We start from the raw sequence: 25762 nt of genomic DNA on the forward strand, positions 1-25762 counted from the left end.
AAGTTGAAAATTCCTGACTTGCCAAATGAGATGTTTTAGCAGAGGAAGTTTCAAAACTTTAATGATTAGCCCTTCGCCAGGGTTGGAATTTTAATAAATTTGTTCCACCTTTATGCGGAAGAGGTATTTCCCGTTTCGACATGAAAAATACAAAATGTTTCTCGAAAATACAGTAAATCACGAAGAGCAATTTGGCTGGATTGAAGTTATTTGCGGTTCCATGTTTTCCGGAAAAACCGAAGAACTTATCCGCAGACTCAAACGGGCCAAATTTGCCAAACAAACCGTAGAGATCTTTAAACCTGCTATCGATACCCGATATGACCAGGAAATGGTGGTGTCTCATGATTCCAACGAAATTAGATCAACACCGGTTCCTTCAGCTTCAAATATTCGAATTTTAGCCGATGGTTGTGATGTGATTGGAATTGATGAGGCGCAGTTTTTTGATGATGAGATCGTAACCGTTTGTAATGACCTTGCCAATCAGGGAATTCGAGTGATCGTTGCCGGGCTCGATATGGATTTTAAAGGAAATCCCTTCGGCCCCATGCCCAATCTTATGGCCACCGCAGAATATGTGACCAAAGTTCATGCAGTTTGCACCCGCACCGGGAACCTGGCACAATTTAGTTACCGGAAAGCGATCAATGATGATCTGGTTTTTCTTGGCGAAAACGAGGAATATGAACCCCTTAGCCGTGCTGCCTATTTTAAAGCAATGTTGCGGGAAAGAGTAAAAAAACTTGATGTCCAGGAACCCGAGGAACTCAATACCAAACCAATTCAAAAAAATGCCTAAAGCCAACGAGACGGTCCTGGAGATCAATCTGGGAAACCTGGCACATAATTACAGATATTTAAGAAGCAAATTAGACGAGGATGTAAAATTCCTTTCTGTGGTAAAAGCTTTTGCCTATGGGAATGATTCGGTAGTCATCGCAAAAAAACTGGAGGAACTTGGCACCGATTATTTCGCTGTGGCTTATGTTTCCGAGGGAATCCAACTTCGCGAAAATGGCATTACCACACCTATTTTGGTGCTGCATCCGCAAATGGGAAATTTTGAGGAAATTATCGAACATTGTCTCGAACCCAACCTCTACAGCGAGAAAATTCTTATAAATTTTATTGAAACTGCGGAAGCGAAAAATCAAAAAAATTATCCCGTACATATTAAGTTGAATACGGGCCTTAACCGGCTGGGTTTTGATGCAAATGAAATTTCGAAAGTTTACGATCTCATTGAGAACACTAATTCGCTGAAGGTAAGATCCATTTTTTCACACCTCGCGGCCAGCGAAGACTGGGAAGAACGGGAATTTACTATTGGCCAGATAGACCTTTTTAGGAAAATGAGTTGGGAACTTATTGAAAAATTAGGATACCAGCCACTTTTACATATTTGCAATACTTCCGGAATTATCAATTATCCCCAAGCTGCCTTTAGCATGGTGAGATCTGGAATTGGTTTATATGGCTATGGAAATGATGAAAATGTAGATCCTAAGCTAAAACCTATTGGAAGCTTAAAAACGGTGATTTCGCAAATCCATAAACTGGAAAAAGGAGAGAGTGTAGGTTACAATCGCAAATATAAAGTGCCCAAAACCTCAAGAATCGCAACACTTCCCATTGGCCATGCTGATGGGATCAACCGAATTTACGGCAACGAAAAAGCCGGGGTTTTTATCCATGATCAATATGCTCCTATCGTAGGGAATGTGTGTATGGATATTCTTATGGTGAACGTTACTGAAATTGACTGTGAAGAAGGAGACGAAGTCGTAATATTTGGCGGCTCTCAACATCCGGTGAAATTTGCTGAAGCCGGTGGCACCATTTCTTATGAACTTATTACAGGAATCCAACATAGAGTTAAGCGAATCGTGATTCCTGAATAAAATTGTTCATTCGTCGGGATTGCACCCGTTTGCTTGTAAAGTTAGTCTCCATTCTATCGATGTTCCTAAACGAAGTCAAAAGTCTTCAGAAACAATTGAATAAGTACCGGTATAAAAGCGTTTACTCCTCACAATTATAATTTTCAGTACCTTGGTTGATACTAACAACCAAAAAATTATATTATGAGCTTTTTTTCAGATTTTAAAGCTTTCTTACTCAAGAAAGATATTGTAACCCTGGCAACTGCCGTGATCATTGGCGCAGCCTTCAATAAAATCGTTTCTTCGGTAGTAGAAGATATTTTAATGCCCGTTATTGGCCTATTTACCGGCGGAGTAGATTTTACACAAAAATTTATAGCCCTCGACGGGAAAAATTATGAAAGCCTTGAAGCCGCTGTGGAAGCTGAAGCAGCCGTTATTACTTACGGAAATTTAATCCAGGCGATCATATACTTTATTATAGTTGGGCTATTTATTTTCTTATTTCTTCGTGCTTACGAAAAATCAAAGAAAAAAGAAGAAGCTGCTGTACCTGCAGGACCAACAAAAGAAGAAGTATTGTTGACCGAAATTAGGGATGAGCTTAGAAAGAAGAATATTTAAGAAGTACGCTTACCGCTACACTACATAATTTAATAATTAACCCCCGGCTACTGTCGGGGTTCTTTTTTATTTAAAAATCGTATTATGCATAACTTCTTAAAAATAACGAATTGAATAAATTCGTGAAATTCAGATAAAAATGTGGTGAAACATAAGAAACTATATACTTTTGAAATCAATTTAAAAATCATCAAATGAAAGTTGCAGTTGTTGGCGCTACCGGAATGGTAGGAAACGTAATGCTTAAAGTCCTGGAAGAAAGAAATTTTCCTTTAACTGAATTGATTCCGGTTGCTTCTGAAAAATCTGTTGGAAAGAAAATCAGGTTTGCGGGAAAAGAATATGAAGTGGTTGGATTAGAAACAGCTATTGGCTTAAAACCTGAAATCGCCATATTTTCCGCAGGAGGGGACACTTCCCTGGAATGGGCCCCAAAATTTGCTGAAGCAGGATCAACCGTGATCGATAATTCTTCTGCCTGGAGAATGAACCCAAAAAATAAACTGGTTATTCCTGAAATCAATGCAGATTTGCTTACTAAAGAGGACAAGATCATTGCCAATCCAAACTGTTCCACGATTCAGCTTTTAATGGCCTTAAAGCCTTTACATGATCGCTACACGATAAAACGCGTGGTCGTTTCCACCTATCAGTCCATTACAGGAACCGGAGTAAAAGCCGTCCAGCAATTGGAAAATGAATATGCCGGCGAAAAAGGTGAAATGGCTTATCCTTATCAAATTCATAAAAATGCATTGCCGCATTGCGATGTTTTTCAGGATAATGGCTATACTAAAGAGGAAATGAAACTGAGCAATGAAACCAAAAAAATTCTGGGTGATGAATCCGTAAAAGTTACCGCTACGGCGATTAGAATTCCTGTGGTTGGCGGGCATTCAGAATCGGTAAATATCGAGTTTGAAAATGATTTTGAGGAAGCCGAAGTACGCAAAATCCTTAATGATTTTCCTGGAATTACCGTTCAGGATAACCCGGCCGTAAATACGTATCCCATGCCAATTTATGCGGAAGGAAAAGACGATGTTTTTGTGGGAAGGATTCGTAGGGATTATTCTCAGGAAAACTCTTTAAATATGTGGATTGTTGCGGATAATCTTCGAAAAGGAGCAGCAACGAACGCGGTACAAATTGCCGAATATCTGTTAAAAAATGATTTGGTCTAAATAAGATCTTAAAAAATCTAAAATCACCCGTTTTCATAACAAAATCGGGCTTTTTTTATCTTAAATTTAGGCAGTTAGGATCGAATTTTGCAAAAAGGTTCAAAATCATTGATGAATTTAGGATTGATCCTTAGAAATGAAAAACATAAACAGATGAAAAAAATTACCACCGGAATTTTTACATTGAGTCTGCTCGCTGTAAGTATGAATTCCCAAAGTCAAAATCAATCTAATTTGAATTATCCCGAAACTAAAAAAGTTGATACGGTTACCGATTATTTTGGGACCAAAGTTGAAGATCCCTATCGCTGGCTGGAAGACGACCGCAGTAAGGAAACCGAGGAATGGGTTAAAGAGCAGAATAAGGTGACCTTTGGTTATCTTGAGAACATTCCTTATCGGGAAAAACTTAAGGAACGCTTAACTGAACTATGGAATTATGAAAAATTAAGCGCTCCTTTTAAAGAAGGCGATTATACCTATTTCTATAAAAATGATGGTCTGCAAAATCAAAGTGTGATCTATCGCAAAAAAGGAGAAAACGGAAAAGCTGAAGTATTTCTTGATCCGAATAAATTCAGCGAAGATGGAACCACTTCTTTAGCGGGAATGAGTTTTTCAGACGATGGAAAGAAAGTAACTTATGCTATTTCTGAAGGCGGTAGCGACTGGAGAAAAATGATCATTCTGGATGCCGAAACCAAAGAAATGCTGGAAGACACAATAAATGATGTAAAATTCAGCGGGATTTCCTGGAAAGAGAACGACGGATTTTATTATTCCAGTTACGACAAGCCAGATGGAAGCGAACTATCCGCAAAAACAGATCAGCATAAATTATATTATCACAAATTGGGTACGCCTCAAAGTGATGACAAGGTGATTTATGGCGCCACAGATGCCCAAAAGCATCGTTATGTGGGAGGAAATGTGACTGAAGACAACCATTATTTGATCATTTCTGCCCGGGATGCAACTTCAGGTGGGGAATTGTATTTGATGGACCTTACCAAAGAGAATCCTGAATTGGTAACCATTGTAGATAATCAGGAAACCGATACCTATGTAATGGAAAATGTAGGTGAAAAACTCTACATAGTAACCAATATGGATGCGCCAAACCGCAAGATCGTCACCGTAGATGCATCCAATCCCACTCCTGAAAACTGGAAAGATTTTATTCCGGAAACTGAAAATGTAATGAGCCCTTCCACTGGTGGCGGGTATTTCTTTACGGAGTATATGAAAGATGCGATTTCCAATGTGAAGCAATATGATTATGAAGGAAATCTTGTTCGGGATATCGAATTACCGGGAATAGGTTCAGCCGGTGGTTTTGGAGCAAAAAAGGAGGAAAAAGAACTGTATTATTCTTTTACCAATTATGTAACTCCGGGAACTATCTACAAGTATGATATCGAAAAGGGTACTTCTGAAGTTTACAATAAACCAAAGATTGATTTTAATTCTGAAGATTTTACCAGCGAACAGGTTTTTTATGAATCAAAAGATGGAACGAAGATCCCAATGATCATTACCTATAAAAAAGGAACTGAACTGAATGGAAAAAATCCAACGATCCTCTATGGTTACGGCGGATTCAATATCAGCTTAACTCCGGGATTTTCAACCGCGATGAGCGTTTGGCTGGAACAGGGCGGTATTTACGCGGTGCCTAATTTACGTGGGGGTGGAGAATATGGCCGCGCTTGGCACGATGCCGGGACTAAACTAAAAAAACAGAACGTTTTCGACGATTTTATCGCTGCTGCGGAATATCTAATCGATAACAAATACACTTCAAAAGACTACCTGGCGGTTCGTGGTGGATCAAACGGCGGACTCCTGGTTGGCGCAACCATGACCCAAAGGCCAGATCTTATGCAGGTTGCTTTGCCGGCTGTGGGGGTAATGGATATGCTGAGATATCATACGTTTACTGCAGGTGCAGGCTGGGCTTATGATTATGGAACTTCTGAAGACAATAAAGAAATGTTCGATTATATTTATAATTATTCTCCCGTGCATAATGTAAAAGCCGGGGTGGAATATCCGGCGACACTGGTAACCACCGGAGATCATGATGATCGTGTTGTACCGGCGCATTCTTTTAAATTTGCTGCGGAATTACAGGAAAAACAGGCGGGAGATGAACCGGTTTTGATACGAATTGAAACGAAAGCCGGGCATGGGGCTGGAAAGCCAACCAGTATGATCATTGAAGAATATGCCGATATTTTTGGTTTTACCCTTTATAATATGGGATTTAAAACACTGCCAAATGAAATTACAGAGAAGAAGTTGAAAGACTAAATAAAGAATTGAGTTGAGATAAAGGGTTCATAAATTACGGTATGAACCCTTTTTTTATTTTTCGGAAAGATTTTTCAATTTAAAAGTTATATCGAGCGCAGTTGCAATGTTTTTTAATAGTCCTAGATAACCACCATCCCGAACGTAATGATCAATCTCTTTTAAAGTGAGATTTCTCAGTCGTTGCCTCCTTCGAAATGACTATTTAAGTTAGTCTTTAGTTTTATTCGTCATCGCGAGCGCAGCGTGGCGATCTCTTCCTTGTTTGTTCTTTACATGAGATTGCTTCGGTCACTTCGTTTCCTCGCAATGACGTTTTTTTTAATTTGGGTACGTATTAGAGACCCTGAACCCAGTTCAGGGTGACGATGCTGGTTTTTAGAATTCCCTTCATGCTGGCTCAATAGCTCAGGATGTTTCAGTATCTCATAAATATTGTAAAAAGACATAAATTTTCTAGGCTGGTGAAAATTATAAGGGTCTCAGGGAGATAAAAACAACTTTTAAACGTTTATATAAACCTTTTTATACACGGCTTAAATTACCATTTTCATCAACAAAATATCCTTTTTCCGCTAAAAAGAGAATTGCCTCTTTATCATCTGAATAAGATTCGATCAATTGATATTCTTCTTGAATATCTTCTTCTAATCTTCTCACTTTTTCCTCATCATTACAGGCTTTTCCAATCACTTTATAATTACCGTTTCTATATTCGGTTTGGGTGCCTAAGACTTTTACCGGTAAGAGTTCTTCCAGATATTTCGTATAAACTTCAAAACCTCCGGTAATGATATAAACCTGGGTTCCCTCGCTATCATGTTTTTTAATATCCTCGATCATAGATGCTCTGAATTGCTCAGGAAATTCCAATTGCCAGAATTTTTCTGCATATTTTTTAACTTTTTCTGGAGGAATATTTTTTAAATAATTATAAAAATTTTCTTTGAATTCAGTCTTGTTGATCAGCCGCAGTTTACCCATGGTTTTATACCAGCCCAACTCGAGTAAATTCAGCAATTTGTAATTTTTCTGGTAGCAGATAAATTTAAAAAATTCATCTTTCGAAGATTTCTTGTACAGAGTTTTATTCAGGTCGTAAACAACTACTTTTTGCATTCCTTGATAATTTCCGAAGAAATTTACGCTAAAGCCATTACAACTGCCATAATTTTTTGAAATTGTAACTTTAGATTTAGAAAACTTTATGCTGAAACTCAAAAATGTTTCTTTCTCCTACGATATAGAACCGGTTCTTAAAAACATCAATTTCAGCGTTGAGGCAGGTGTAAATATTTCCATTATCGGGGAAAGTGGTTGTGGCAAAAGTACCTTATTGAAGATCGTTTACGGACTTTTACATGCGGAAGGCAAGATCTTCTGGAAAAATAAAAAACTGTTGGGGCCTAATTTTAATCTGGTTCCGGGAGAAGATTTTATCAAATACCTCGCCCAGGATTTTGATCTTATGCTGCCCCTTAGTGTTGCCGATAATGTTGGAAAACACCTAAGCAATTTTTACCCCATAAAGAAAAAAAGGCGAATCAGGGAGTTGCTTGAAGTGGTAGAGTTGACCGATATTGCCGGTAAAAAAGCGAAACTTTTAAGCGGGGGACAGCAGCAGAGGGTCGCTCTTGCCAGGTCTTTGGCCAACGAACCTGAAATTTTATTGCTGGATGAACCCTTTAGCCATATTGATCATTTTAGAAAAAATAATTTGCGCAGAAAACTTTTCCGCTACCTGAAAGAAAAGAACATTACGTGTATTATCGCCACTCACGACAGTACCGATATGCTCTCGTTCGCTGATAAAACTATCGTATTGAAAAATGCCAAAATTCATGCTGAAGGCACGCCGGAAAAGCTTTATCAAAATCCGCCAAATAAATATGTCGCTTCACTTTTTGGTGATGTCAATCACCTGCTGCTGAAAAATATAAAATCGGAAACAGTTTCCAGAAAGCGCGTTTTAGTGTATCCACATGAAATTTCTGTTTCCAATAAAGGCACGAAAGCTGAAGTATTAAATTGTTATTTTAAAGGAGAGAACTATTTAATAGAAGCGAAACTGAATTCAGAAAAAATTCTTTTTGATCATCCTGAAAAATTGGCACCCGGTACTCAAATTCAACTACAGGTTTCAGAAGAAGTTTTGGCGAAAAGAATTAAATGATCCGGGTAATTTTTGACTTCTTTCCATTAATTTCAAATGGATCTTTAGCTTTTTTCCCTAGCAATACCGCAGCGACTGGTGATTTTATTCCTACCGCGAAAAATTCAGAATTTTCAAAAGTTATTTTTCCGGCGGGAATGGAAAGGAAGTAATTGGCATTTTCAGTATAAACTATGGAACCCAAACTAACATTTTCAGTATTTTCTGAATTGGAAATACGGGACAAAATATTTCGCAGCTGGTTATATTGTGCCAGTTGAGCGGAAAGTTTATTCCATTCGATATTGATCATTTCCCGACCGGTCTCATATTTATCGCCGGCGCTGCTTTTCGATTCATTTTCCAAATCTTCTTTTAATCCGTTTAAAGCAGATTTTACCACGGCAGTTTTTTTGGCCAGATATTCCTCGCAGGCATGAATAAGATCTCTTTTAATTTCTTTAGCCATTATTTCAGTAGAAATTTGCCATAATTCTGCATCTGCTGCACGATCCAGTTTTTTCGCTGTTGGATATAGCTGGAAGCGGGATTTGCCCTGTACTGTCTTGGATTTGGCAACACCGCTGCTATGGCCGCAGCTTCATAAGCCGTAAGATTGGCGGCGGGTTTTTTAAACCAGTATTGTGAGGCCGCTTCAGCACCATAAACTCCTTTTCCCATTTCGATACTGTTTAGGTACACTTCCAGGATTCGCTCTTTGCTCCATAATTGTTCGATCAAAAAAGTGAAATAGACTTCCAGACCTTTCCGAAACCAGCTTCTTGCCGGGAACAAAAACACATTTTTGGCAGTTTGTTGAGAAATAGTGGAAGCCCCACGAACCCGATTTCCTTTTTTGTTGTTCTCGATCGCCTTTTCAATGGCTTTCATATCAAATCCATTATGGTTGGCAAAATTCTGATCTTCACTGGTGATCACCGCCAATTGAAGATGCCTCGAAATTTCATCTATAGGCACCCAGTCATGTTGAGTTACTTCCTCCGGGTTTTCAAAAGATCGAATCGCCATTAAAGGTGTGTAAGGAACGGGCAACCATTTATACAACAGCACCATAAAAATGCTGAAAAGGAAAAGCCCCAAAAGCAGTTTGAAAATGAATTTGAAAATCTTTTTTATCATGTTGTTGCTAATTCTGCCAGTTCCTGCCCTACTTTACTTCCTATGGCGATGCCCATGCCTCCCAGGCGTACCCCGCAATATACATTTGGGGATAATTCCTTAACGATAGGATCTTTGGTTTGGCCTACTCCCATAATTCCGCTCCAGGATCTTTCGATCTCAAAAGCAGTTGTTGGAAGAATAGTTGTTTTTAATAGTTCGTTTAATTTATTCTGAATAAGTTCTGTTAAGCCATTTTTATCGGTTTCTTCGGTCTTAAAATCCAAATTCCTTCCCCCGCCAAAAAGCACCCGCTTTCCGATATTCCTAAAATAATAATATCCTTTATCTAAATGAAACGTGCCCTTAAATGGCAAATTTTGAATCGGTTGTGTTATCAAAACCTGGGCCCGAGCCGGTTTTACTTCAGGAATATTGAGTCGGGAAGCAAATCCATTCGTGGCAATAAGCAGTTTTTTCGTTTTTATACGGAAATTTTCAGTGATGACCTCAACATCGTTTTCATTATTCTGGAATGTTTTTACCTCTACATTATTTAGGATCCGGATACCTTCCGATTGGACTTTTTTTACCAGCGCACTCATCATTTTCCCTGTATCGATCTGCCCTTCAAATTTGCTATATACAAGTTGAGGCTGGATTCTTTTAAATCTGAAGCTGTTCTGCTTTACCGAAAAAACCTCTGCATTGAAAACTGGAAACAAGGTTTTATTGATCTTACCTAAAGAGTCCAAACATTCTTCATAGAGTAGTGTATCTTCTTCAGTAAAAAGTTCATATCCTCCATAAGACTGAAAATCGATGACTTTATCCCCCAAATTTTGCCGCAATAGTTCCAAACCCTGAACCCGTCTTTTTACCAATGCGACCACATCCTCTTCCGGCTGATTTTTCAGATCTTCCAAAATTTCAGAAACGCTTCCAAAACAGGCAAATCCGGCATTTTTGGTGCTGGCCCCTTCCGGCAGCATTCCTTTTTCAAAAATTAAAATTTTAGCCTTTTCATACTTCTTTCTTAAATGTAGCGCAGCGTTTAAACCGGTAATTCCGCTACCTATAATTAAAAAGTCGATCTCAGAAAACCAGGTATCGGCTTCCCAAAAAGATAAATTCATAGCTTGGTTTTAAAGAATTGAAATTACAAAAAGTGAAGCATAAAAAACCCCGGTAAAACCGGGGCTGTTATTATTCTCCTGCTACTTCCTGAGGTTTCATTTTAAAATCCTCCATAAATTTGGTGGTATAATTCCCTTCAATATATTTTGGATCGTCCATAAGCTGCCTGTGGAACGGAATGGTTGTTTTAATCCCTTCAATTACAAATTCATCAAGCGCACGCTTCATTTTATTGATCGCTTCTTCACGGGTTTGTGCCGTTGTGATCAGTTTAGCGATCATGGAATCATAGTTCGGCGGAATTACATAACCACTGTACACGTGGGTATCAATTCGCACTCCATGACCTCCAGGAGCGTGTAGATTTGTGATCTTTCCCGGGGAGGGCCTAAAGCCATGATATGGATCTTCGGCATTTATCCTACACTCTATAGAATGCAACTGGGGAAAATAATTTTTTCCTGAAATAGGAACCCCGGCAGCAACAAGGATCTGTTCGCGAATTAAGTCATAGTCTATTACCTGTTCGGTAATAGGATGCTCTACCTGAATACGTGTATTCATTTCCATAAAATAGAAATTCCTGTGTTTATCTACTAGAAATTCTATAGTCCCGGCACCTTCATATTTTATATATTCCGCAGCTTTTACAGCGGCCTCACCCATTTTTTCCCGAAGCGTATCCGTCATAAATGGCGAAGGGGTTTCTTCGGTTAATTTCTGGTGACGACGTTGTATGGAGCAGTCCCTTTCTGATAAGTGACAGGCTTTACCGCTGCTATCACCTACAATCTGGATCTCGATATGGCGTGGCTCTTCGATGAGTTTTTCCATGTACATCCCGTCATTCCCAAAAGATGCAGCTGCTTCCTGGCGGGCAGAATCCCACGCATCCTGAAGATTTTCTTCTTTCCATACAGCGCGCATACCTTTTCCTCCACCGCCGGCCGTAGCCTTCAGCATCACAGGGTAACCAACTTCCTTGGCTAATTTGATGCATTCTTTAAAATCCTTGATAATTCCTTCGGAACCAGGAACACAGGGTACACCTGCAGCGCGCATAGTCGCTTTGGCCGTGGCCTTATCTCCCATTTTGCTAATCATTTCAGCAGAAGCTCCAATGAATTTGATTTTATGTTCTTCACAAATTTTTGAAAATTTTGCGTTTTCAGATAGGAATCCGTATCCCGGATGTATGGCATCTGCATTGGTAATTTCCGCAGCAGCGATTATATTAGAGATTTTTAGATACGAAAGATTACTGGGAGGAGGACCAATACATACCGCCTCATCAGCAAATCTTACATGTAGGCTTTCCGCATCGGCAGTTGAATAAACCGCCACGGTTTTGATGCCCATTTCTTTACAGGTGCGAATAACACGAAGTGCAATTTCCCCCCTGTTTGCAATCAATATTTTTTTAAACATACCTATTTGCTTTTAAATTCTGAAGTTTGGTGCCTTCAGTTACTAAAATGGGCAGTAATTAAGATGGATCTACTAAGAAAAGTGGCTGGTCAAACTCTACCGGAGAAGAATCATCCACTAAAACTTTTACAATTTTTCCTGAAACTTCACTTTCAATTTCATTGAAGAGTTTCATCGCTTCGATCACGCACAATACATCACCTACTTTTACGCTGTCCCCAACTTCCACAAAAACTGTTTTATCTGGAGAAGGTTTTCTATAGAACGTCCCAATGATTGGAGATTTAACGGTTATATATTTTGTATTATCTTCTTTAGGGGCAGCAGCGTCTACTGAAGCTGCACCAGCATCCTGGGCTGGAGCGGCAGGTGCTTGCGTTTGTTGAACCGGCATTTGCTGTGACATTTGGCCAGCCATAGGTACCTGCTGAACAATTGTGGTTTCCCTATCTTCGCCGGAACCTGTTTTAATGGTGATTTTTATATCCCCGGTTTCCAGTTTAACCTCGCTTGCACCAGATTTAGCTACAAACTTTATAAGATTTTGAATCTCTTTAATGTCCATAATATTGTATTGGTTTTTAAGAGTTGTATGCCCATTTAAGATAAGCGGCCCCCCAAGTGAACCCGCCACCAAATGAGGCAAAAATTAAATTATCTCCTTTTTTAAAGTTTTTTTCAAAGTCGCTTAATAACAAAGGTAAGGTAGCAGCAGTGGTATTCCCATATCTTTCAATGTTCATTAAAACCTTACTATCGTCATTTAAATTCATTCTATTGGCTGTCGCATCGATGATCCTCTTATTCGCCTGGTGAGCTACCAGCCAGTCCACATCGGTGTTTTCCAGGTTATTTCGTTTCATGATCTGCTCGCTTACATCAGCCATATTGGAAACCGCAAATTTGAAAACAGTTTTACCATCCTGTCTTACATAATGTAATTTATCTGCTACAGTTTGTTGTGTTGGAGGCATTAAAGAACCACCGGCGGCAATATTGAGGGACTGCCTTCCAATAGAATCACTTCTTAATATTTCATCCTGTAAACCGTATCCTTCCGTATTAGGTTCCATTAAGACCGCACCAGCGCCATCTCCAAAGATGATGCAGGTAGTCCTGTCTTCGTAGTCTATAATAGAAGACATTTTATCGGCACCTATAACAAGTACCTTTTTATATCGGCCACATTCTATGTAAGCAGCAGCAGTAGACATTCCATATAAAAATGAAGAGCAGGCGGCCTGTAAATCATAAGCAAATGCATTTACAGCCCCAATCTCTGAGGCTACATGCACACCTGTGGCAGCAACCGGTAAATCTGGAGTAACGGTCCCTAAAATAATCAGGTCTATTTCTTCCGGATTAAGATTTGTTTTTTGAAGCAAATCTTTAGCTGCCTGAATCGCTAAATAAGAGGTTCCTTTAGTTGGGTCTTTTAGAATTCTTCTTTCTTTAATTCCCGTCCTGCTGGTTATCCATTCATCATTTGTATCAACCATTTTTTCCAGCATTTTGTTGGTTAACACATCTTCCGGCACATAAGCACCTACAGCGGTAATAGCTGCTGTAATTTTACTCATAAAATAAAATTTGATTCTGCAGATTTGCTTTCGTGGTTCTTAAAAACCATCATAGAAAAGTACTAAATTTAATCGAAATGGGTTGCAAATTAAGCTCTTTTTGCGACTTATTCAACAAAAAACAAAAAACTCCCACTATGTGAGAGTTTCTATTTTAGAATAAAGCTCTATATAAGTTTAAGCTTCTACTTCTTCAGCATTATCAATTAAAACCTGACCACGGTAATAAAGTTTACCTTCATGCCAGTGAGCCCTGTGATAAAGGTGAGCTTCTCCAGTTACTGCATCTACGGCAATTTTTGGAGCAGTAGCTTTATAATGTGTTCTTCTCTTATCTCTTCTGGTTTTCGAGATTTTTCTCTTTGGATGTGCCATGGCTTCCTATTAATTATTCGTTTAGTAAATTTTTTAACTTATCCCAGCGAGGATCTATTCCATCCTCATTTTTATTTTTCTGATTTTTCAAACTTAGTTCTTCAAGTTTGTCAAGTACATCAGATTCTAAAGTTCCGTCTTCAACACCCGGATGAATTCGTTTTTGCGGCACTCCCAGCACCACTAATTCGTAAACATACTGCTGAACATTTACTTCATATTCACCGTGTGGCAATATTAGCAAATCTTCATCTTCGTTATTGAAATCATCTCCAAATTTGATCACCAGAAAAAGTTCATTTTCAACCGGCTGATCGTAAGGTTCGTTGGTGACATCGCAATTTACATTTACGGTCCCTGTTGCTTTAAAAGTTAACTCCATCATGGTGTTTTTCTTTTCAAACAACAAATCTACCTTTACATTAGAACTATTAAATTCGTCGTACTCAAAATGTTCAAAGAACTCGTTATCTAACTCATACTCAAACTGGTGTTTCCCAAGTTTTAATCCCTTAAATGGGATTGTGAACTCTTTTAGATTCCCCATCATTCGTCAGTTTTGAGCGCCCTAGCTTTCCGTTAAGGCGGGTGCAAAGATATAAAAATTAATGAATTATGAAGTTTTTATAAACAATTTTTTGTTTATAGCTTTCTGCCCTGTTTTTTAAGCGGATTCTCGGTTAACCTCATATATTCCTGCCGGGCTTTATAAATTTCCAGCGCTTTAAAAACTGCTTCTTTAAAGGAATTAATATTGGCTTCATTTTTTCCTGCAATTTCAAAAGCGGTTCCATGATCTGGTGAAGTTCTAACTTTATTTAGTCCTGCAGTGAAATTCACCCCTCTTCCAAAGCTAAGGGTTTTAAACGGAATTAATCCCTGGTCGTGGTACGAAGCGATAACTGCATCAAAATTCTTATAATTCTTCGTTCCGAAAAAACTATCTGCCGAATAAGGTCCAAAAACCAGTTCGCCCCTATCTTTTATCTTCTGGATAGTTGGTTTCAGGATTTCTTCATCTTCTTTACCAATCACACCATTGTCACCACTATGTGGATTGATTCCTAAGACTGCGATCTTCGGCTTTTCCACTCGAAAATCCTGCTTTAGCGTTCTGCTGATAATACCTATTTTCTTTTCAATCAAATCTGGGGTAATTACCTCAGAAATATCTTTTAGGGCTACATGATCTGTTAGTAAACCAACTTTAAGATCATCAGTGATCATGAGCATTAAACTTTCACCATCTAATTCTTTCGCTAAATAATCGGTATGTCCAGGAAAATTAAATTGATCAGATTGAATAGTATGTTTATTAATAGGCGCAGTTACTAAAACATCTATATGATCTTTTTTTAGAGCTTCCGTAGCAGCTTCTAAGGATTTAAAAGCATACGTACCAATTTCATTATCTTCTTCCCCAAAATTGATATTAACATTTTCCTTCCAGACATTTACCACATTAATTTTGCCATCAATGGCTTTATCTGCTGAATCTATTCCCTGAAAATTAAGGCCTAAATTATAGTGCTTTTTGAGAAAATTGATAATCTTGGAATTGGCAAAAATCACCGGGGTACAAAAATCCAGCATCCTGGAATCATCAAAGGTTTTAAGCACTATTTCACTCCCAATTCCATTTAAATCCCCAATGCTAATTCCTAATTTGATTATTTCATCCTGTTTCATAAATCTTCCCGATATAAAATTTTTACTTTTATACACAAATGTAACTTATTATTATAAAAAAGTATGTTCACGGGAATAATTGAAGAAGTTGGAATTGTCAAAAAATTAGTGCCTGAAGGCGAGAATTTACATATTGAAGTTTATGCTAATATGGCGTCAGAATTAAAAATTGACCAGAGTGTTGCCCATAATGGGGTTTGTCTTACCGTAGTTTCTAAGTCTGAAAATTCTTATACCGTTACCGCTATTTCTGAAACCCTTAAAAAAACAAACCTTATTAATCTTTCTGAAAATTCCAGCATAAACCTTGAAAGGGGCATGAAGCTGGGTGACAGGCTGGATGGTCACATTGTCCAGGGCCATGTAGACCAAACTGCTATTTGTAAAAAAATCACTGAAGAAAATGGTAGTTGGATTTTTACATTTGCCTATGATCCTAAAATTGGCAATATCACCATCGAAAAGGGATCTATCACCGTTAATGGTGTGAGCCTTACCGTGGTTGATTCAAAAAAGCATGAATTTAGCGTTGCTATAATACCTTATACCTATAAACATACCACCTTCGGAAGGATTCAAAAAGGGGATACCGTTAATCTTGAATTTGATGTGATTGGGAAGTATGTAAAACGCCTTACTATGAAAAACTAGGAGACTTTAAAGTCCCTCATCTTATAACAACCGTACATCACCCCTATTCCCATGAGGATATATACATAATCGTCAATTGGTAAGCATAATCCTACAGGAGGTGGAATAGTTGGTCTGTTTCCACTATTGCCATTATTTCCCGGGGCGCATGGAGGGCCTCTCTGGGCTTCTTTTTGGGGAGCGGGCGGATTGTTTTGAGCATAACAGGAAATAGCCATACCTATGGCTAGAACCAATAATAATAGGATATTCCTGTAATTTTTCATGGTTAGTATTAAATCCTAAAACACTCAATGAAAACAACAAATTATGCGCCTAAAACACCAAAGTAAGAATTTTCAAGCATTGAATATAGATAAATTCCTTTAAAACAGAATTTAATCGTTTAAAAACTTAAATACATCTACGTATTCTTTAAGGAGACGGATTGAAAATTCTGATACTTACTACTTTAATTTTTTTGATACCAATAATTTTTAACTTCAAATTTATTGAATAACCCAATACAATTCAAAAATACGTTTTAATTTTTCGAGAGGTTAAATTTCTTAATTATTAGGGAGATAGTACTTATTGTTAATGATCACGATTATATATTTTTTTGCCTGGAAGCGCGAACTATTTTTGGGGAAACATTGTAGCGTTGTTTAAAAATTTTAGAAAAATGACTTCTGCTATTTAGTCCCACTGCATAAACAATTTCGCTTATTGATTTATTGGTGTGCAATAAAAGGTTCATCGCTCTCTCTAACCTTTTCGTTTGAATATACTCATTAACCGTTTGATTAAATAAAATTTTAAAGCCTTCCTGTAACTTAGCTTCAGAAATATCCACAACTCGGGCCATCTCGCTAATATTCCCTAACTCTTCCAAATTATTTTCGATGGTATAAATAACCTGATTGATCTTTTTTAGGTCATGTTCCCTAACAACAATCTGGCCATTTTCACCTTGGAGGTCATCCTTATAAAGCATCATCATATAGGAAAGTAATTCCAGTGATTTCGCCCCGTAGAAAATAGTTCGTTCCAAACCTTTAGATTTAAAGGAATCAATCTCATCAGCCAGATAAGCCATTTTTAAACTGTATTGTGTATGGTGGTAAAGGGTTCTTAAAGCGTTGGTATCTGCGAATATATTATGATAAATTTCACCCATTTGTTCTAAGGGAAAGGTTAGTTGATCTACGAACCTTTCTCTCTCTATATCCAGAAATTTAAGATGGATGCTGCTGCCTTGCTTAAATAGGAACTTATTTCCGCTTTGGTAATTCGAACCTAAGATTAGTGATTGTCCATCAGAAATTTCATGGGTAATATCTTCATTGCTAAAATAATGTTGAAAATTCCCCTGTATACAATACACAAATTTGAAAGGATGAATAGATTGGGATGAAAAATTAAAGCAGGTGTCCTCTTTCATTTCAAACTTAAAGGTGAACAGTCCCACACCATTTGGAAAATTAATTCCTCTTACAAGGCCTCTTCCAATAGATTTTGGAAAGCGCATCATATACTCTCCAAAATTATCTTCATATTCAACGTGGCAACTTTTTGCTAAACTTTTAACAATCCCTTTGGCCGGAATTTCTTTAAGTTCAAAAATTCTCATCACTATTATTTTCTTTTTTTTTAATCCTACTCTAAAGTATTAACAGAAAATTAGAGACAGCCATAGTCAGACGTTAAACCTTTCACAAAGCACTGAAAATCATTAAAGTTAAAGGCAAAATCGCACAAATTAAAACTGCTTAAAATGGAATTTTATAAAAAATGATTGCGCGTTTTAATGTTTGATAAGCTTTCTAAAAAATCAGGATTAGTAATACTACTACTCAGTATCTTACTGCTCACACTCTTTTTTCCAAAATTGTTGTGGGCTCTACTCCTGTTTACGGTAGTATTAATGATTTTTTTAGCTTTTCTCAGGCTTTGGTATGCTTCAAATTCTACTCAATTCCCAGAGATAAAGGTATTTCAGAAAACCCAACCTTTTGTTTCCATTCATATCGCAATTTGTAATGAACCTTCAGAACTGGTTCTCAATAATTTAAAACATTGTTTACAAATCGAATATCCCAATTACGAAGTAATTGTTCTGGACAACAATACAAAGAGTAAAGCGCTATGGAAGCCAGTACAGCAATTTTGCAAAAGAAATTCTCAGCTTTTTAAATTTAAACATTATGACCAGCTTGATGGATTTAAAGCTGGCGCCCTTAATAAATGTTTAGAACTCTCACATCCTGATACAGAATTCATCCTTACCATAGACGCAGATTATTGTGTAGATTCAAAATGTATACAAATTGCCCTGGAAGAGATTTCCAGCAAAAATTTTGCCCTGATCCAGTTTCCACAATGCTATAATTCAAATATTGAAAGAAATGGGATTCTTAATGAACTTGAACATTTCTTTCAATATTATGCCACAGGCGGCAATTATACCTGTTCTACCTTACCTACCGGAACATTATCGTTTATCAACGCAAAAGCTTTAAAAAGAGCCTCCGGATGGCCCGAGAAAACTTTAACCGAAGATGCCAGACTGGGTTTGGAATTTCTATCCCTTAATCTTCCTACCAAATTCTCCCCACGCTGTATTGGCAAAGGAGAGATGCCGGGTTCGGTGAATGATCTTATCAAACAAAGGAATAGGTGGGTTTATGGAAATACTCAATGCTTGCTTGATCTTTTCAAGTTAAAAATGCCGATTAAAAAAAAACTCTCTGCTTTTGTACAACTTTCAGCCTGGATCAATATGTTATCCATTCCGCTGCTATTTTCCATACTTTATATCGTTCTATTTTTCTTTGGTAAAAGTGAAAATTTCAATTTTATACCAAAATTTACCGCGATCCAGTTTGCAGTTTTTATCGCTGGCAAATTATTGCTCTTTCTTCTGAAATCTTCAAACAACAACAGTGCGAATCTTTGCAAAACTTTGCTCATCCATATGGCGCTGGCCTTTGAATCCTCCACAGCTGTCTGGCAGGCCCTATCTGGAAAAAGGAAATCTTTCATTCGTACCAATAAGTTTAATTCAGGCTCCAGTTTTGCGGATATCCCTCTGCAATTTCCATTTTTATTATTAGGACTTTCCTTGCTTCAGCTTTACCAAAACGAATATATAACCAGTATCATTCTGGCCGTTCTTGCTATCCTCTTTTTGGCATCCGGAATTTTCCTGTTTTATGAATTCAGATTAAAAATTCAAAAGAGACCAACCTTAAAAATTTCGCTGTATGAAAATAGCTTTGATCGCGCATAATAGATTTCCAATCGCAGAGCCTTACGCAGGTGGCCTGGAAATGATCACACATTTGTTAGCAAAACAATTGATGGCCCAACATCATGAAGTGGATTTGTATGCCCTTAAGAATTCAGATCCATCTATAAATATTATACCATTGGATGATTCGATTATAGATTGGGGAAATTTAAATTCTACGGAAGAAACAGATGATTTAATGTATGCGATGGCCTTGCAAAAAATTGAAGCGAAATCGTATGATATAGTACATAATCACAGCATGCACCACCTTCCCATCATTTTAGGGGAACATTCAAAAAATCAATTTATAACTACCTTCCATACCCCGGTTTTTACAGATATCCATAAAGGACTTTCCCTAAATAAATCTCATTCCAGGCAAATTTTCACTATGGTAAGTGGCAGACTTGGGGAGGTCTACAAATATTTAATCCCAAAACATGAGACTGTATATAATGGAGTTGATGTGCGTGCGTGGACTTACAATCCTTCCCCGGTGAAAGATCAGTATTGCTGGCTGGGAAGAATTTGTAAAGAAAAAGCCCCGCATCTGGCTATTGAGGCGGTCCTGAAAAAAGGTAAGAAAATTGTTCTTGCCGGCCCCGTGAGCTGCGAAACCTATTTTGAGGAGTCTATAACGCCCTATTTGAACAATAATAAGGTTTCTTATTTAGGTCATTTAAACCATTCTGAAATAAATAAATTAATTGGCTCCTCTGTGGCCACACTTTTTACCAGCGTCTGGGATGAACCTTACGGACTTGTGATTGCCGAATCCCTCGCTTGTGGAACGCCGGTAATTTCATGGAACGTGGGTGCCGCTCCGGAAATCCTTACCAGTAAATGTGGGATTATCGTCCCTGCTTTTGATTTAAATAAATTTGGGGAAGCATTAATAAATGTTGAAAAACTCGATCGATTAGAAAGTCGAAAGAGAGCTATAGAATTTTGTGATGTTTCTATTATGGTCAATGCATATTTGGAACTTTATCGCAAGCATTCCTCAAATCGAATATTAATACAAAATATCGCGGTATGATTGGATATTACGCGCACCAGCAAGGTTCAGGACATTGTAATTATGCCCAGATTTTTTCTGATGAATTTCAGCGGGATTTGCACATATTCAGTAGTTATCCGTTTAAATTTTCAGAAGGTTCCAATATTGTTTTCTTAGAAAATGAAGATCCTGATGGCACCTCAAAAAAAGGAAACCAAAGTTCCCCACCAGATTATTTGCATTATTCACCGGTGGGTCAAAAATCCATTCAGCAAAGAAGTTTAAAATTATTATCGCATTTAGTTGAAGCATCATGCGATCTACTAATTGTGGATGTTAGCGCGGAAATCGCTGCGCTGTCCCGCGCTGCCTCTATTCCTTATGCTTATGTGAAACTTCCCGGAAATAGGAATGACCCAGGCCATTTGCAGGCTTTTCAGGGTGCGGCATTCTTACTCGCCTATTATCCGCAAGAATTTGAACATCCCGAAGTTCCGGACTGGGTAAAAAAGAAAACCATATATCTTGATTTTATAAGCCGAATAAAAGTAACTGCTGAAAATAAAATCAACCAGGAACATTTCATTCAAAAAATCGTGATAATGAGCGGAAATGGTGGTAATGCTGAATTAGAGAGAGCTATTGAAAAAGTAGCCCTTCGGTTTCCCAAGGCTCAAATCCAATTACTTGGGAAATTTGCAGTGAACTCAAGAATTCCAAACGTGCATAGTTTGGGTTTTGTTAATAATGTTCAGGATTATTTACAGAAGGCAGATTTGATCATTGCCAACTGCGGACTCAATACAATTTCAGAAATTATCCATCTTAACAAACCCTATCTGGCAATTCCTGAAGCCCGCCCATTCTCTGAGCAGGACGAAATGTGTAAAATTCTGGCCAGGTTAGGTTATGCTATAAACCTCAAGGATCTAAGCATTTTAAGCGATAAAGAGATCTTAAATACCCGAAATTTTGCCAGAGTTGGTCATACCAATCAGAAATTAAAAGATTTCAAATCATTACTAAATAAAAATTTCCATAACCTGGTTCAACTTCCATCACTTTTCAGGGAAGTTCAGGAAAATAAAGCTGTTCATGAATTCTCAGTATAATTTTTCATTGATCACGATTGTAAAAGGAAGGCAAAAACATTTGCAAAATCTTTTGGAAGGTGTAAAGAGAAATTCGCTTCAACCGAAAGAGATCATTATAGTCACTATCGATGAAAACTTTCAACTTCAGCAATATAAAGATCTAAATATTAAAACTTTTAGGCTGGAAGCTGCTTCGGAAAATATTCCGTTAGGTGAAGCCAGGAATTTTGGAGCGGGAAAAGCAGTGCACGAACATCTTATCTTTCTCGATGTTGACTGTATTCCTTCCGAAGATTTTTTTGAAAAAATTATTACACAGGGGAGTCATGTAGAAACCCTAATCATGGGGACACCTCGTTATCTCACGAAGATGGTTTCTGTGGAAACTCCTAAGAAGGAACTTTTATCGCTTAGCCATGAACACCCGGCCAGGCCAAAGGTTCCAAAGCTTACTACAACTAAGGATTACATGCTTTTTTGGAGCCTGGCCTTTTATATACCCTCGGGGCTGTTTTTTGAATTAGGCGGTTTTGATGAAGATTATAAAGGTTATGGGGCAGAAGATTCAGATTTTGGTTTAAAACTGCAGAATTCAGGAAAAGACTTTTATTTATCGGAAGCGATTGTATTCCATCAGCAGCATGCGGTGTATAGTCCGCCAGTGCATCAACTAGATCCAATTATCAATAACGCGCAAACCTTTCAGAAAAAATGGGGTAGATGGGTCATGGAAAACTGGCTGGATGATTTTCAGAAATTAGGCTTGATTGAATGGGACAGGAAATCTAAAAAAATTTATAAGCTTAAAAATGCATCTGGGGAGTTTATTAAAAAATGTTTTAAACCAGATGCGCCTTATATGTAACAAATGGAAAAGAATATAACAATGGCTGATTTAGAGCCGAATGAAACAGAAATCTTTAAGACATTTAAAGATTTTATCATCAAGCAGGATCATCCCTGTATGATGGCCCAAACCGTATTTTCTCAGGATGCGGTCGAAATAAAGAAATATGAAGGTTTTGGAACTTTAGAAACTGCAGAAAAGATTTATTCAGATTTGAAAAAATATCTAAAGAACTATGATTTTGAATCAAATGACTTTCGCACATTCATGGCGGTTTTTCCTAAAAATGAATTAAATTCTGAAGCCGAATATGAAAAGATTTTATGGGAGCAACTTTCAAAAATTAGCAAAGTAGATGAAGAACCCTGGGATCCAACCGTAAGTTCTGATATTACGGATAAAAATTTCAGTTTTAGTATTGCCGGAAAAGCTTTTTATATTGTTGGAATGCACCCTAAAAGTTCCAGATTTGCCCGAAGGGCCCCTTACCCCTCCATTGCATTTAATTTGCACTGGCAATTCGAAAAATTACGGGAAATGGGCGCCTATGAAACGGTAAGGGATAGGATTCGAGAACGGGACAAAGAGTTACAAGGCTTTATAAATCCTATGTTAAAAGACTTTGGAAAAAGCAGTGAGGCCAAACAATACAGCGGAAGAGCGGTGAAAAAAGACTGGGTTTGCCCTTTTCATAAATAATCTTTCTCAATGCAAGCTTCCCCTAATTAGAACTACTTGATTTTATAAAATTATTATTTTTAGTTTGATCTGTAGTCTCTTATGTAATTAATAATGAAAACTTCGGAAATGGATAAAATACCTGAAAGATATCTGCTCAAAGAATTTAAGAGTATATGAAGCTATCTTTAAGAAGTACCCATGATTATGTTTTACTATCGAAACAGGCTACTCAAGCAAATGTTTGTTATCATCCCAAAATTTAAATAAATCTGCTTTTAAATTGTCAATTTTATCAATAGTTTCCTGTTTATAATTAGATTTATGTTGCTTCCACGTATTACCTAAATCTTTATTATTTCTAACCTTGATATTTAAGAACTTATCGTTATAAATAGTAATATGGTTTGCGTGGAATTTTTCCCATGTAAATTCATTCTCTCCGTACTCCGAAAGTTTAAAGCCATTTCTTTTAAATGCTTTCAAAACTTCAGCTTCTGTAAAAGATAAGTCTTCCTTAAAATGATTTTTAAAAATTTTATTAATTATGATTACAGTCCAATGAACTTGATTATCTGTATTAGGATTACCTCTGCCTTTGTCATAAAAGGATTTTACAAATAATAGTAAAAATCTATCTCTTTTGTTCATTTTCTAAAAATGTTAATCTATAATTTTGTCGTTAACCTCTCTTTTCCTGTAATTAGAATCAGAGGATAATCGAATAGCTCTTTTAAAGCATAAGAGTATCTGATTTGATCAATAATTTCATCTTCATATTTTTCAATATCTTCTAATTTCAATCTGAGTTTATTTGTTTTCATATAATAAAAATATAAGTCTCCATTATTTAACTCAAAATGCATGAATGGTCTATTATTCTTAAGTTTATTGTTGATAAAGACCGAATCAGAATATATTTCATCAAATTGGTGAAGATATTGGGATTGAAGTCTAAGTACTTTTGAGTTATAGGATAATCAGAATTGTTTTTAAAAGAGTCGGCTAATTTCAAATCTTGATAAAAGGTGTCATTAAAACGTTTTTTAAATACCTGTATTTTATTGTAATTAAGAATGAAATTATAATCATATCTTGGATTAAAAAATACTTCTGTTTCGCCATTATAGGTTGAATAAACTTTTGATTGTTTATCGATATATTTGATTATAAGTGGAGAAGGATATAAGGGTTCTATTCTTTTTTTGTTTAAAGTATCAACTAAAATAATTGCATAATAATCTTCATTCATATTCAAATCTGAATCATTGTACTGAATTCTAAAATTGATATATTCTGAATAGGGTGTTTCATCTTGAAATAAGGATTTGGTAATCTTTCTAAATTCCTTGTTTTCTGGCATTTTAAAATGAACTATATAAATAAACACTAGTAATGAGAAGTAATTAATAATTATCCATATCACTTTCTTCGAAATCGAAATTTTTAATAACAATGGATAGAGTATTAATACTAAATCAAGGAGTAGAGCTAAATTCAGTAAAATGATTATTGAATAATTAAAATCAAACTTTTGATATAATATTAAGAAGCTAATTATTAATGGATAGAAGAGTAACCTTATAACAAATGTTAATCTAAATAAGCGAATATTACGTATTCTTATATTATAGATCTTTTTAAAAAAAATAAAAGCAGGAAGTAGAACTATAAAAACTATACATGTGTTGATAAAACCTTTCAAAGTTTCATTCACAGCTTCTGAATATCCTCCCTTCCAAAAAAAATTAAATACAAAAAAATAAAGGAAGTATATTATAAAAATATCAAGGGAATTCTGTTTTCTAAATAATACCTCTTTTAAACCCGTAATTGGCTTAGTATATAATTTTGTGATTCTCCTTAGATGATTTTTTAAAAGTTTAATTCTTTCTTTTGAAAAAAGATCTGTTGACGGGAATTCATCCATTAAGAAAAATTTTAATTATCAATTTAATAAGATTTAGCATATAAATAATGAATATATCTATTCGTCCCCTTATTCGTCCCCTGAAATAAAAAAAGCCCCACAAACGTACTGTTTATAGGGCTTTACAAGCATTAAAAGTGGTCCCACCTGGGCTCGAACCAGGGACCCTTTGATTATGAGTCAAATGCTCTAACCAACTGAGCTATGGGACCTTTTCCCGAAATAATCTAAGCACCTATGCTCTAACCTCCCGATAGCTATCGGGAGAGCTATGGGACCGGATACAAATTTGTATCAAGAGCGCAAATTTAGATAATTGAATAGTATGCACCAAACTATTTTTTTCTTTTAAACATCCCGTTCCTGGCAAAGTTCAATTAAAACCCCATTTCCATCCTTGGGATGTAAGAATGCTACCCATTTATTGTCTGCCCCTTTCTTTGGAGATTCGTTTAATAAACGAAAACCTTCACCTTTTAATCTTTCAATTTCAGATTTTATATCAGCTACCCCAAAGGCAAGATGGTGAATGCCTTCCCCCCTTTTCAAAATAGATCTTGCGATGGCACTCTCAGGATTAGTGGCTTCCAGTAATTCAATCTTGCTCTCCCCAACCTCGAAAAATGACGTTAATACGCCTTCACTTTCCACCTTTTCAGTTTTGTAATGGGAAATCCCCAGAATTTTTTGATAGGTAAGATTAGCTTCCTCCAGGTTCTTTACGGCAATGCCTATGTGCTCGATTTTGTTCATTTGTACTTGTCTATAATTACAAATATGCGGAATTCTATCAATTGCAAC

28 protein-coding genes and 1 tRNA gene are annotated in these 25762 nt (G+C 36.8%); 12 read left to right on the forward strand and 17 right to left on the reverse strand.

What is annotated here, in order from left to right:
* The first annotated feature begins 154 nt into the window (after nt 1–154).
* The 5 genes from DHD80_RS02890 to DHD80_RS02910 all read left to right on the forward strand — a co-directional run bounded on the left by DHD80_RS02890 (nt 155) and on the right by DHD80_RS02910 (nt 6007).
* Entirely contained in the window at nt 155–802 is a 648-nt protein-coding gene (locus tag DHD80_RS02890) for a thymidine kinase (protein WP_251739464.1), read from the forward strand.
* On the forward strand, nt 795–1904 hold the full coding sequence (gene alr / locus DHD80_RS02895; RefSeq protein WP_251739465.1) for an alanine racemase: 1110 nt from the start codon (nt 795–797) through the stop codon (nt 1902–1904). Before DHD80_RS02890 ends, alr begins: the two co-directional genes overlap by 8 nt.
* Before the next feature lie 183 nt (nt 1905–2087).
* Nucleotides 2088–2510 carry a large conductance mechanosensitive channel protein MscL gene (gene mscL / locus DHD80_RS02900; RefSeq protein WP_251739466.1) on the forward strand — a complete coding sequence of 141 codons (423 nt, stop codon included), beginning with the start codon at nt 2088–2090 and terminating at the stop codon, nt 2508–2510.
* Between the two features lie 194 nt (nt 2511–2704).
* Nucleotides 2705–3694, forward strand: a complete 990-nt coding sequence (locus DHD80_RS02905; protein ID WP_251739467.1) for an aspartate-semialdehyde dehydrogenase — start codon at nt 2705–2707, stop codon at nt 3692–3694.
* Nucleotides 3695–3847: 153 nt separating this feature from the next.
* The gene (locus DHD80_RS02910) at nt 3848–6007 is read left to right on the forward strand and encodes a prolyl oligopeptidase family serine peptidase (RefSeq protein ID WP_251739468.1); all 2160 of its coding nucleotides are present in this window, start codon (nt 3848–3850) and stop codon (nt 6005–6007) included.
* 525 nt (nt 6008–6532) lie between these two features.
* On the opposite strand, the gene DHD80_RS02915 is transcribed toward DHD80_RS02910, so the two are convergent.
* Nucleotides 6533–7126: an HAD family hydrolase gene (locus DHD80_RS02915; protein WP_251739469.1), complete on the reverse strand. Its 594-nt coding sequence runs from the start codon at nt 7124–7126 to the stop codon at nt 6533–6535.
* An 88-nt stretch (nt 7127–7214) separates the two neighbouring features.
* On the opposite strand from DHD80_RS02915, the gene DHD80_RS02920 reads away from it, so the two are divergent.
* Nucleotides 7215–8180 carry an ABC transporter ATP-binding protein gene (locus tag DHD80_RS02920; protein WP_251739470.1) on the forward strand — a complete coding sequence of 322 codons (966 nt, stop codon included), beginning with the start codon at nt 7215–7217 and terminating at the stop codon, nt 8178–8180.
* Here DHD80_RS02920 and DHD80_RS02925 read toward each other — a convergent pair.
* The 9 genes from DHD80_RS02925 to pdxA form a co-directional block, all read right to left on the reverse strand.
* Nucleotides 8173–8628: a transcription elongation factor gene (locus DHD80_RS02925; protein WP_251739471.1), complete on the reverse strand. Its 456-nt coding sequence runs from the start codon at nt 8626–8628 to the stop codon at nt 8173–8175. The two genes, DHD80_RS02920 and DHD80_RS02925, sit on opposite strands and share 8 nt — an antisense overlap.
* On the reverse strand, nt 8628–9299 hold the full coding sequence (gene mtgA, locus DHD80_RS02930) for a monofunctional biosynthetic peptidoglycan transglycosylase (protein WP_251739472.1): 672 nt from the start codon (nt 9297–9299) through the stop codon (nt 8628–8630). Before mtgA ends, DHD80_RS02925 begins: the two co-directional genes overlap by 1 nt.
* Nucleotides 9296–10414 carry an FAD-dependent oxidoreductase gene (locus DHD80_RS02935; protein ID WP_251739473.1) on the reverse strand — a complete coding sequence of 373 codons (1119 nt, stop codon included), beginning with the start codon at nt 10412–10414 and terminating at the stop codon, nt 9296–9298. The genes mtgA and DHD80_RS02935 overlap by 4 nt, the downstream gene beginning before the upstream one ends.
* Nucleotides 10415–10484: 70 nt before the next feature.
* The gene (gene accC, locus DHD80_RS02940; RefSeq protein ID WP_251739474.1) at nt 10485–11843 is read right to left on the reverse strand and encodes an acetyl-CoA carboxylase biotin carboxylase subunit; all 1359 of its coding nucleotides are present in this window, start codon (nt 11841–11843) and stop codon (nt 10485–10487) included.
* A gap of 58 nt (nt 11844–11901) precedes the next feature.
* Nucleotides 11902–12408, reverse strand: a complete 507-nt coding sequence (accB, locus tag DHD80_RS02945; protein ID WP_251739475.1) for an acetyl-CoA carboxylase biotin carboxyl carrier protein — start codon at nt 12406–12408, stop codon at nt 11902–11904.
* 16 nt (nt 12409–12424) lie between these two features.
* Nucleotides 12425–13423 carry a beta-ketoacyl-ACP synthase III gene (locus tag DHD80_RS02950; RefSeq protein ID WP_251739476.1) on the reverse strand — a complete coding sequence of 333 codons (999 nt, stop codon included), beginning with the start codon at nt 13421–13423 and terminating at the stop codon, nt 12425–12427.
* Between the two features lie 177 nt (nt 13424–13600).
* Entirely contained in the window at nt 13601–13798 is a 198-nt protein-coding gene (gene rpmF / locus DHD80_RS02955) for a 50S ribosomal protein L32 (protein ID WP_251739478.1), read from the reverse strand.
* A gap of 13 nt (nt 13799–13811) precedes the next feature.
* Nucleotides 13812–14345, reverse strand: coding sequence for a DUF177 domain-containing protein (locus tag DHD80_RS02960; protein ID WP_251739930.1), 534 nt, complete (start codon nt 14343–14345; stop codon nt 13812–13814).
* Between the two features lie 95 nt (nt 14346–14440).
* Nucleotides 14441–15487, reverse strand: a complete 1047-nt coding sequence (gene pdxA, locus DHD80_RS02965) for a 4-hydroxythreonine-4-phosphate dehydrogenase PdxA (RefSeq protein ID WP_251739931.1) — start codon at nt 15485–15487, stop codon at nt 14441–14443.
* A 63-nt stretch (nt 15488–15550) separates the two neighbouring features.
* Here pdxA and DHD80_RS02970 point away from each other — a divergent pair, with 63 nt between their 5' ends.
* Nucleotides 15551–16138 carry a riboflavin synthase gene (locus DHD80_RS02970; RefSeq protein WP_251739479.1) on the forward strand — a complete coding sequence of 196 codons (588 nt, stop codon included), beginning with the start codon at nt 15551–15553 and terminating at the stop codon, nt 16136–16138.
* On the opposite strand, the gene DHD80_RS02975 is transcribed toward DHD80_RS02970, so the two are convergent.
* Nucleotides 16135–16404 carry a hypothetical protein gene (locus DHD80_RS02975; protein ID WP_251739480.1) on the reverse strand — a complete coding sequence of 90 codons (270 nt, stop codon included), beginning with the start codon at nt 16402–16404 and terminating at the stop codon, nt 16135–16137. The genes DHD80_RS02970 and DHD80_RS02975 overlap by 4 nt on opposite strands.
* Before the next feature lie 323 nt (nt 16405–16727).
* Entirely contained in the window at nt 16728–17750 is a 1023-nt protein-coding gene (locus DHD80_RS02980) for an AraC family transcriptional regulator (protein WP_251739481.1), read from the reverse strand.
* A 177-nt stretch (nt 17751–17927) separates the two neighbouring features.
* On the opposite strand from DHD80_RS02980, the gene DHD80_RS02985 reads away from it, so the two are divergent.
* The 5 genes from DHD80_RS02985 to gntA are packed head-to-tail and all read left to right on the forward strand — an operon-like array spanning nt 17928 to nt 23052.
* The gene (locus DHD80_RS02985; protein WP_251739482.1) at nt 17928–19409 is read left to right on the forward strand and encodes a glycosyltransferase family 2 protein; all 1482 of its coding nucleotides are present in this window, start codon (nt 17928–17930) and stop codon (nt 19407–19409) included.
* Nucleotides 19384–20451, forward strand: a complete 1068-nt coding sequence (locus tag DHD80_RS02990) for a glycosyltransferase (RefSeq protein WP_251739483.1) — start codon at nt 19384–19386, stop codon at nt 20449–20451. The genes DHD80_RS02985 and DHD80_RS02990 overlap by 26 nt, the downstream gene beginning before the upstream one ends.
* Nucleotides 20448–21524 carry a glycosyltransferase gene (locus tag DHD80_RS02995; protein WP_251739484.1) on the forward strand — a complete coding sequence of 359 codons (1077 nt, stop codon included), beginning with the start codon at nt 20448–20450 and terminating at the stop codon, nt 21522–21524. Before DHD80_RS02990 ends, DHD80_RS02995 begins: the two co-directional genes overlap by 4 nt.
* Nucleotides 21508–22371, forward strand: a complete 864-nt coding sequence (locus DHD80_RS03000; RefSeq protein ID WP_251739485.1) for a glycosyltransferase — start codon at nt 21508–21510, stop codon at nt 22369–22371. Before DHD80_RS02995 ends, DHD80_RS03000 begins: the two co-directional genes overlap by 17 nt.
* A gap of 3 nt (nt 22372–22374) precedes the next feature.
* Entirely contained in the window at nt 22375–23052 is a 678-nt protein-coding gene (gntA, locus tag DHD80_RS03005; RefSeq protein WP_251739486.1) for a guanitoxin biosynthesis heme-dependent pre-guanitoxin N-hydroxylase GntA, read from the forward strand.
* 207 nt (nt 23053–23259) lie between these two features.
* Here the strand turns inward: gntA and DHD80_RS03010 are convergent, their stop codons facing one another.
* The 5 genes from DHD80_RS03010 to mce form a co-directional block, all read right to left on the reverse strand.
* The gene (locus tag DHD80_RS03010) at nt 23260–23682 is read right to left on the reverse strand and encodes a hypothetical protein (protein WP_251739487.1); all 423 of its coding nucleotides are present in this window, start codon (nt 23680–23682) and stop codon (nt 23260–23262) included.
* A gap of 17 nt (nt 23683–23699) precedes the next feature.
* The gene (locus tag DHD80_RS19885; protein WP_279346987.1) at nt 23700–23834 is read right to left on the reverse strand and encodes a hypothetical protein; all 135 of its coding nucleotides are present in this window, start codon (nt 23832–23834) and stop codon (nt 23700–23702) included.
* Between the two features lie 47 nt (nt 23835–23881).
* Complete coding sequence (locus DHD80_RS03015) at nt 23882–24961, reverse strand: hypothetical protein (protein WP_251739488.1); 1080 nt, start codon at nt 24959–24961, stop codon at nt 23882–23884.
* 138 nt (nt 24962–25099) lie between these two features.
* Nucleotides 25100–25173: transfer RNA gene (locus DHD80_RS03020), tRNA-Ile, on the reverse strand.
* 136 nt (nt 25174–25309) lie between these two features.
* Nucleotides 25310–25714: a methylmalonyl-CoA epimerase gene (mce, locus tag DHD80_RS03025; protein WP_251739489.1), complete on the reverse strand. Its 405-nt coding sequence runs from the start codon at nt 25712–25714 to the stop codon at nt 25310–25312.
* Nucleotides 25715–25762 lie beyond the last annotated feature (48 nt).

It is taken from the genome of Gramella sp. AN32, from assembly GCF_023718305.1.
Taxonomy (GTDB): Bacteria; Bacteroidota; Bacteroidia; order Flavobacteriales; family Flavobacteriaceae; genus Christiangramia; species Christiangramia antarctica.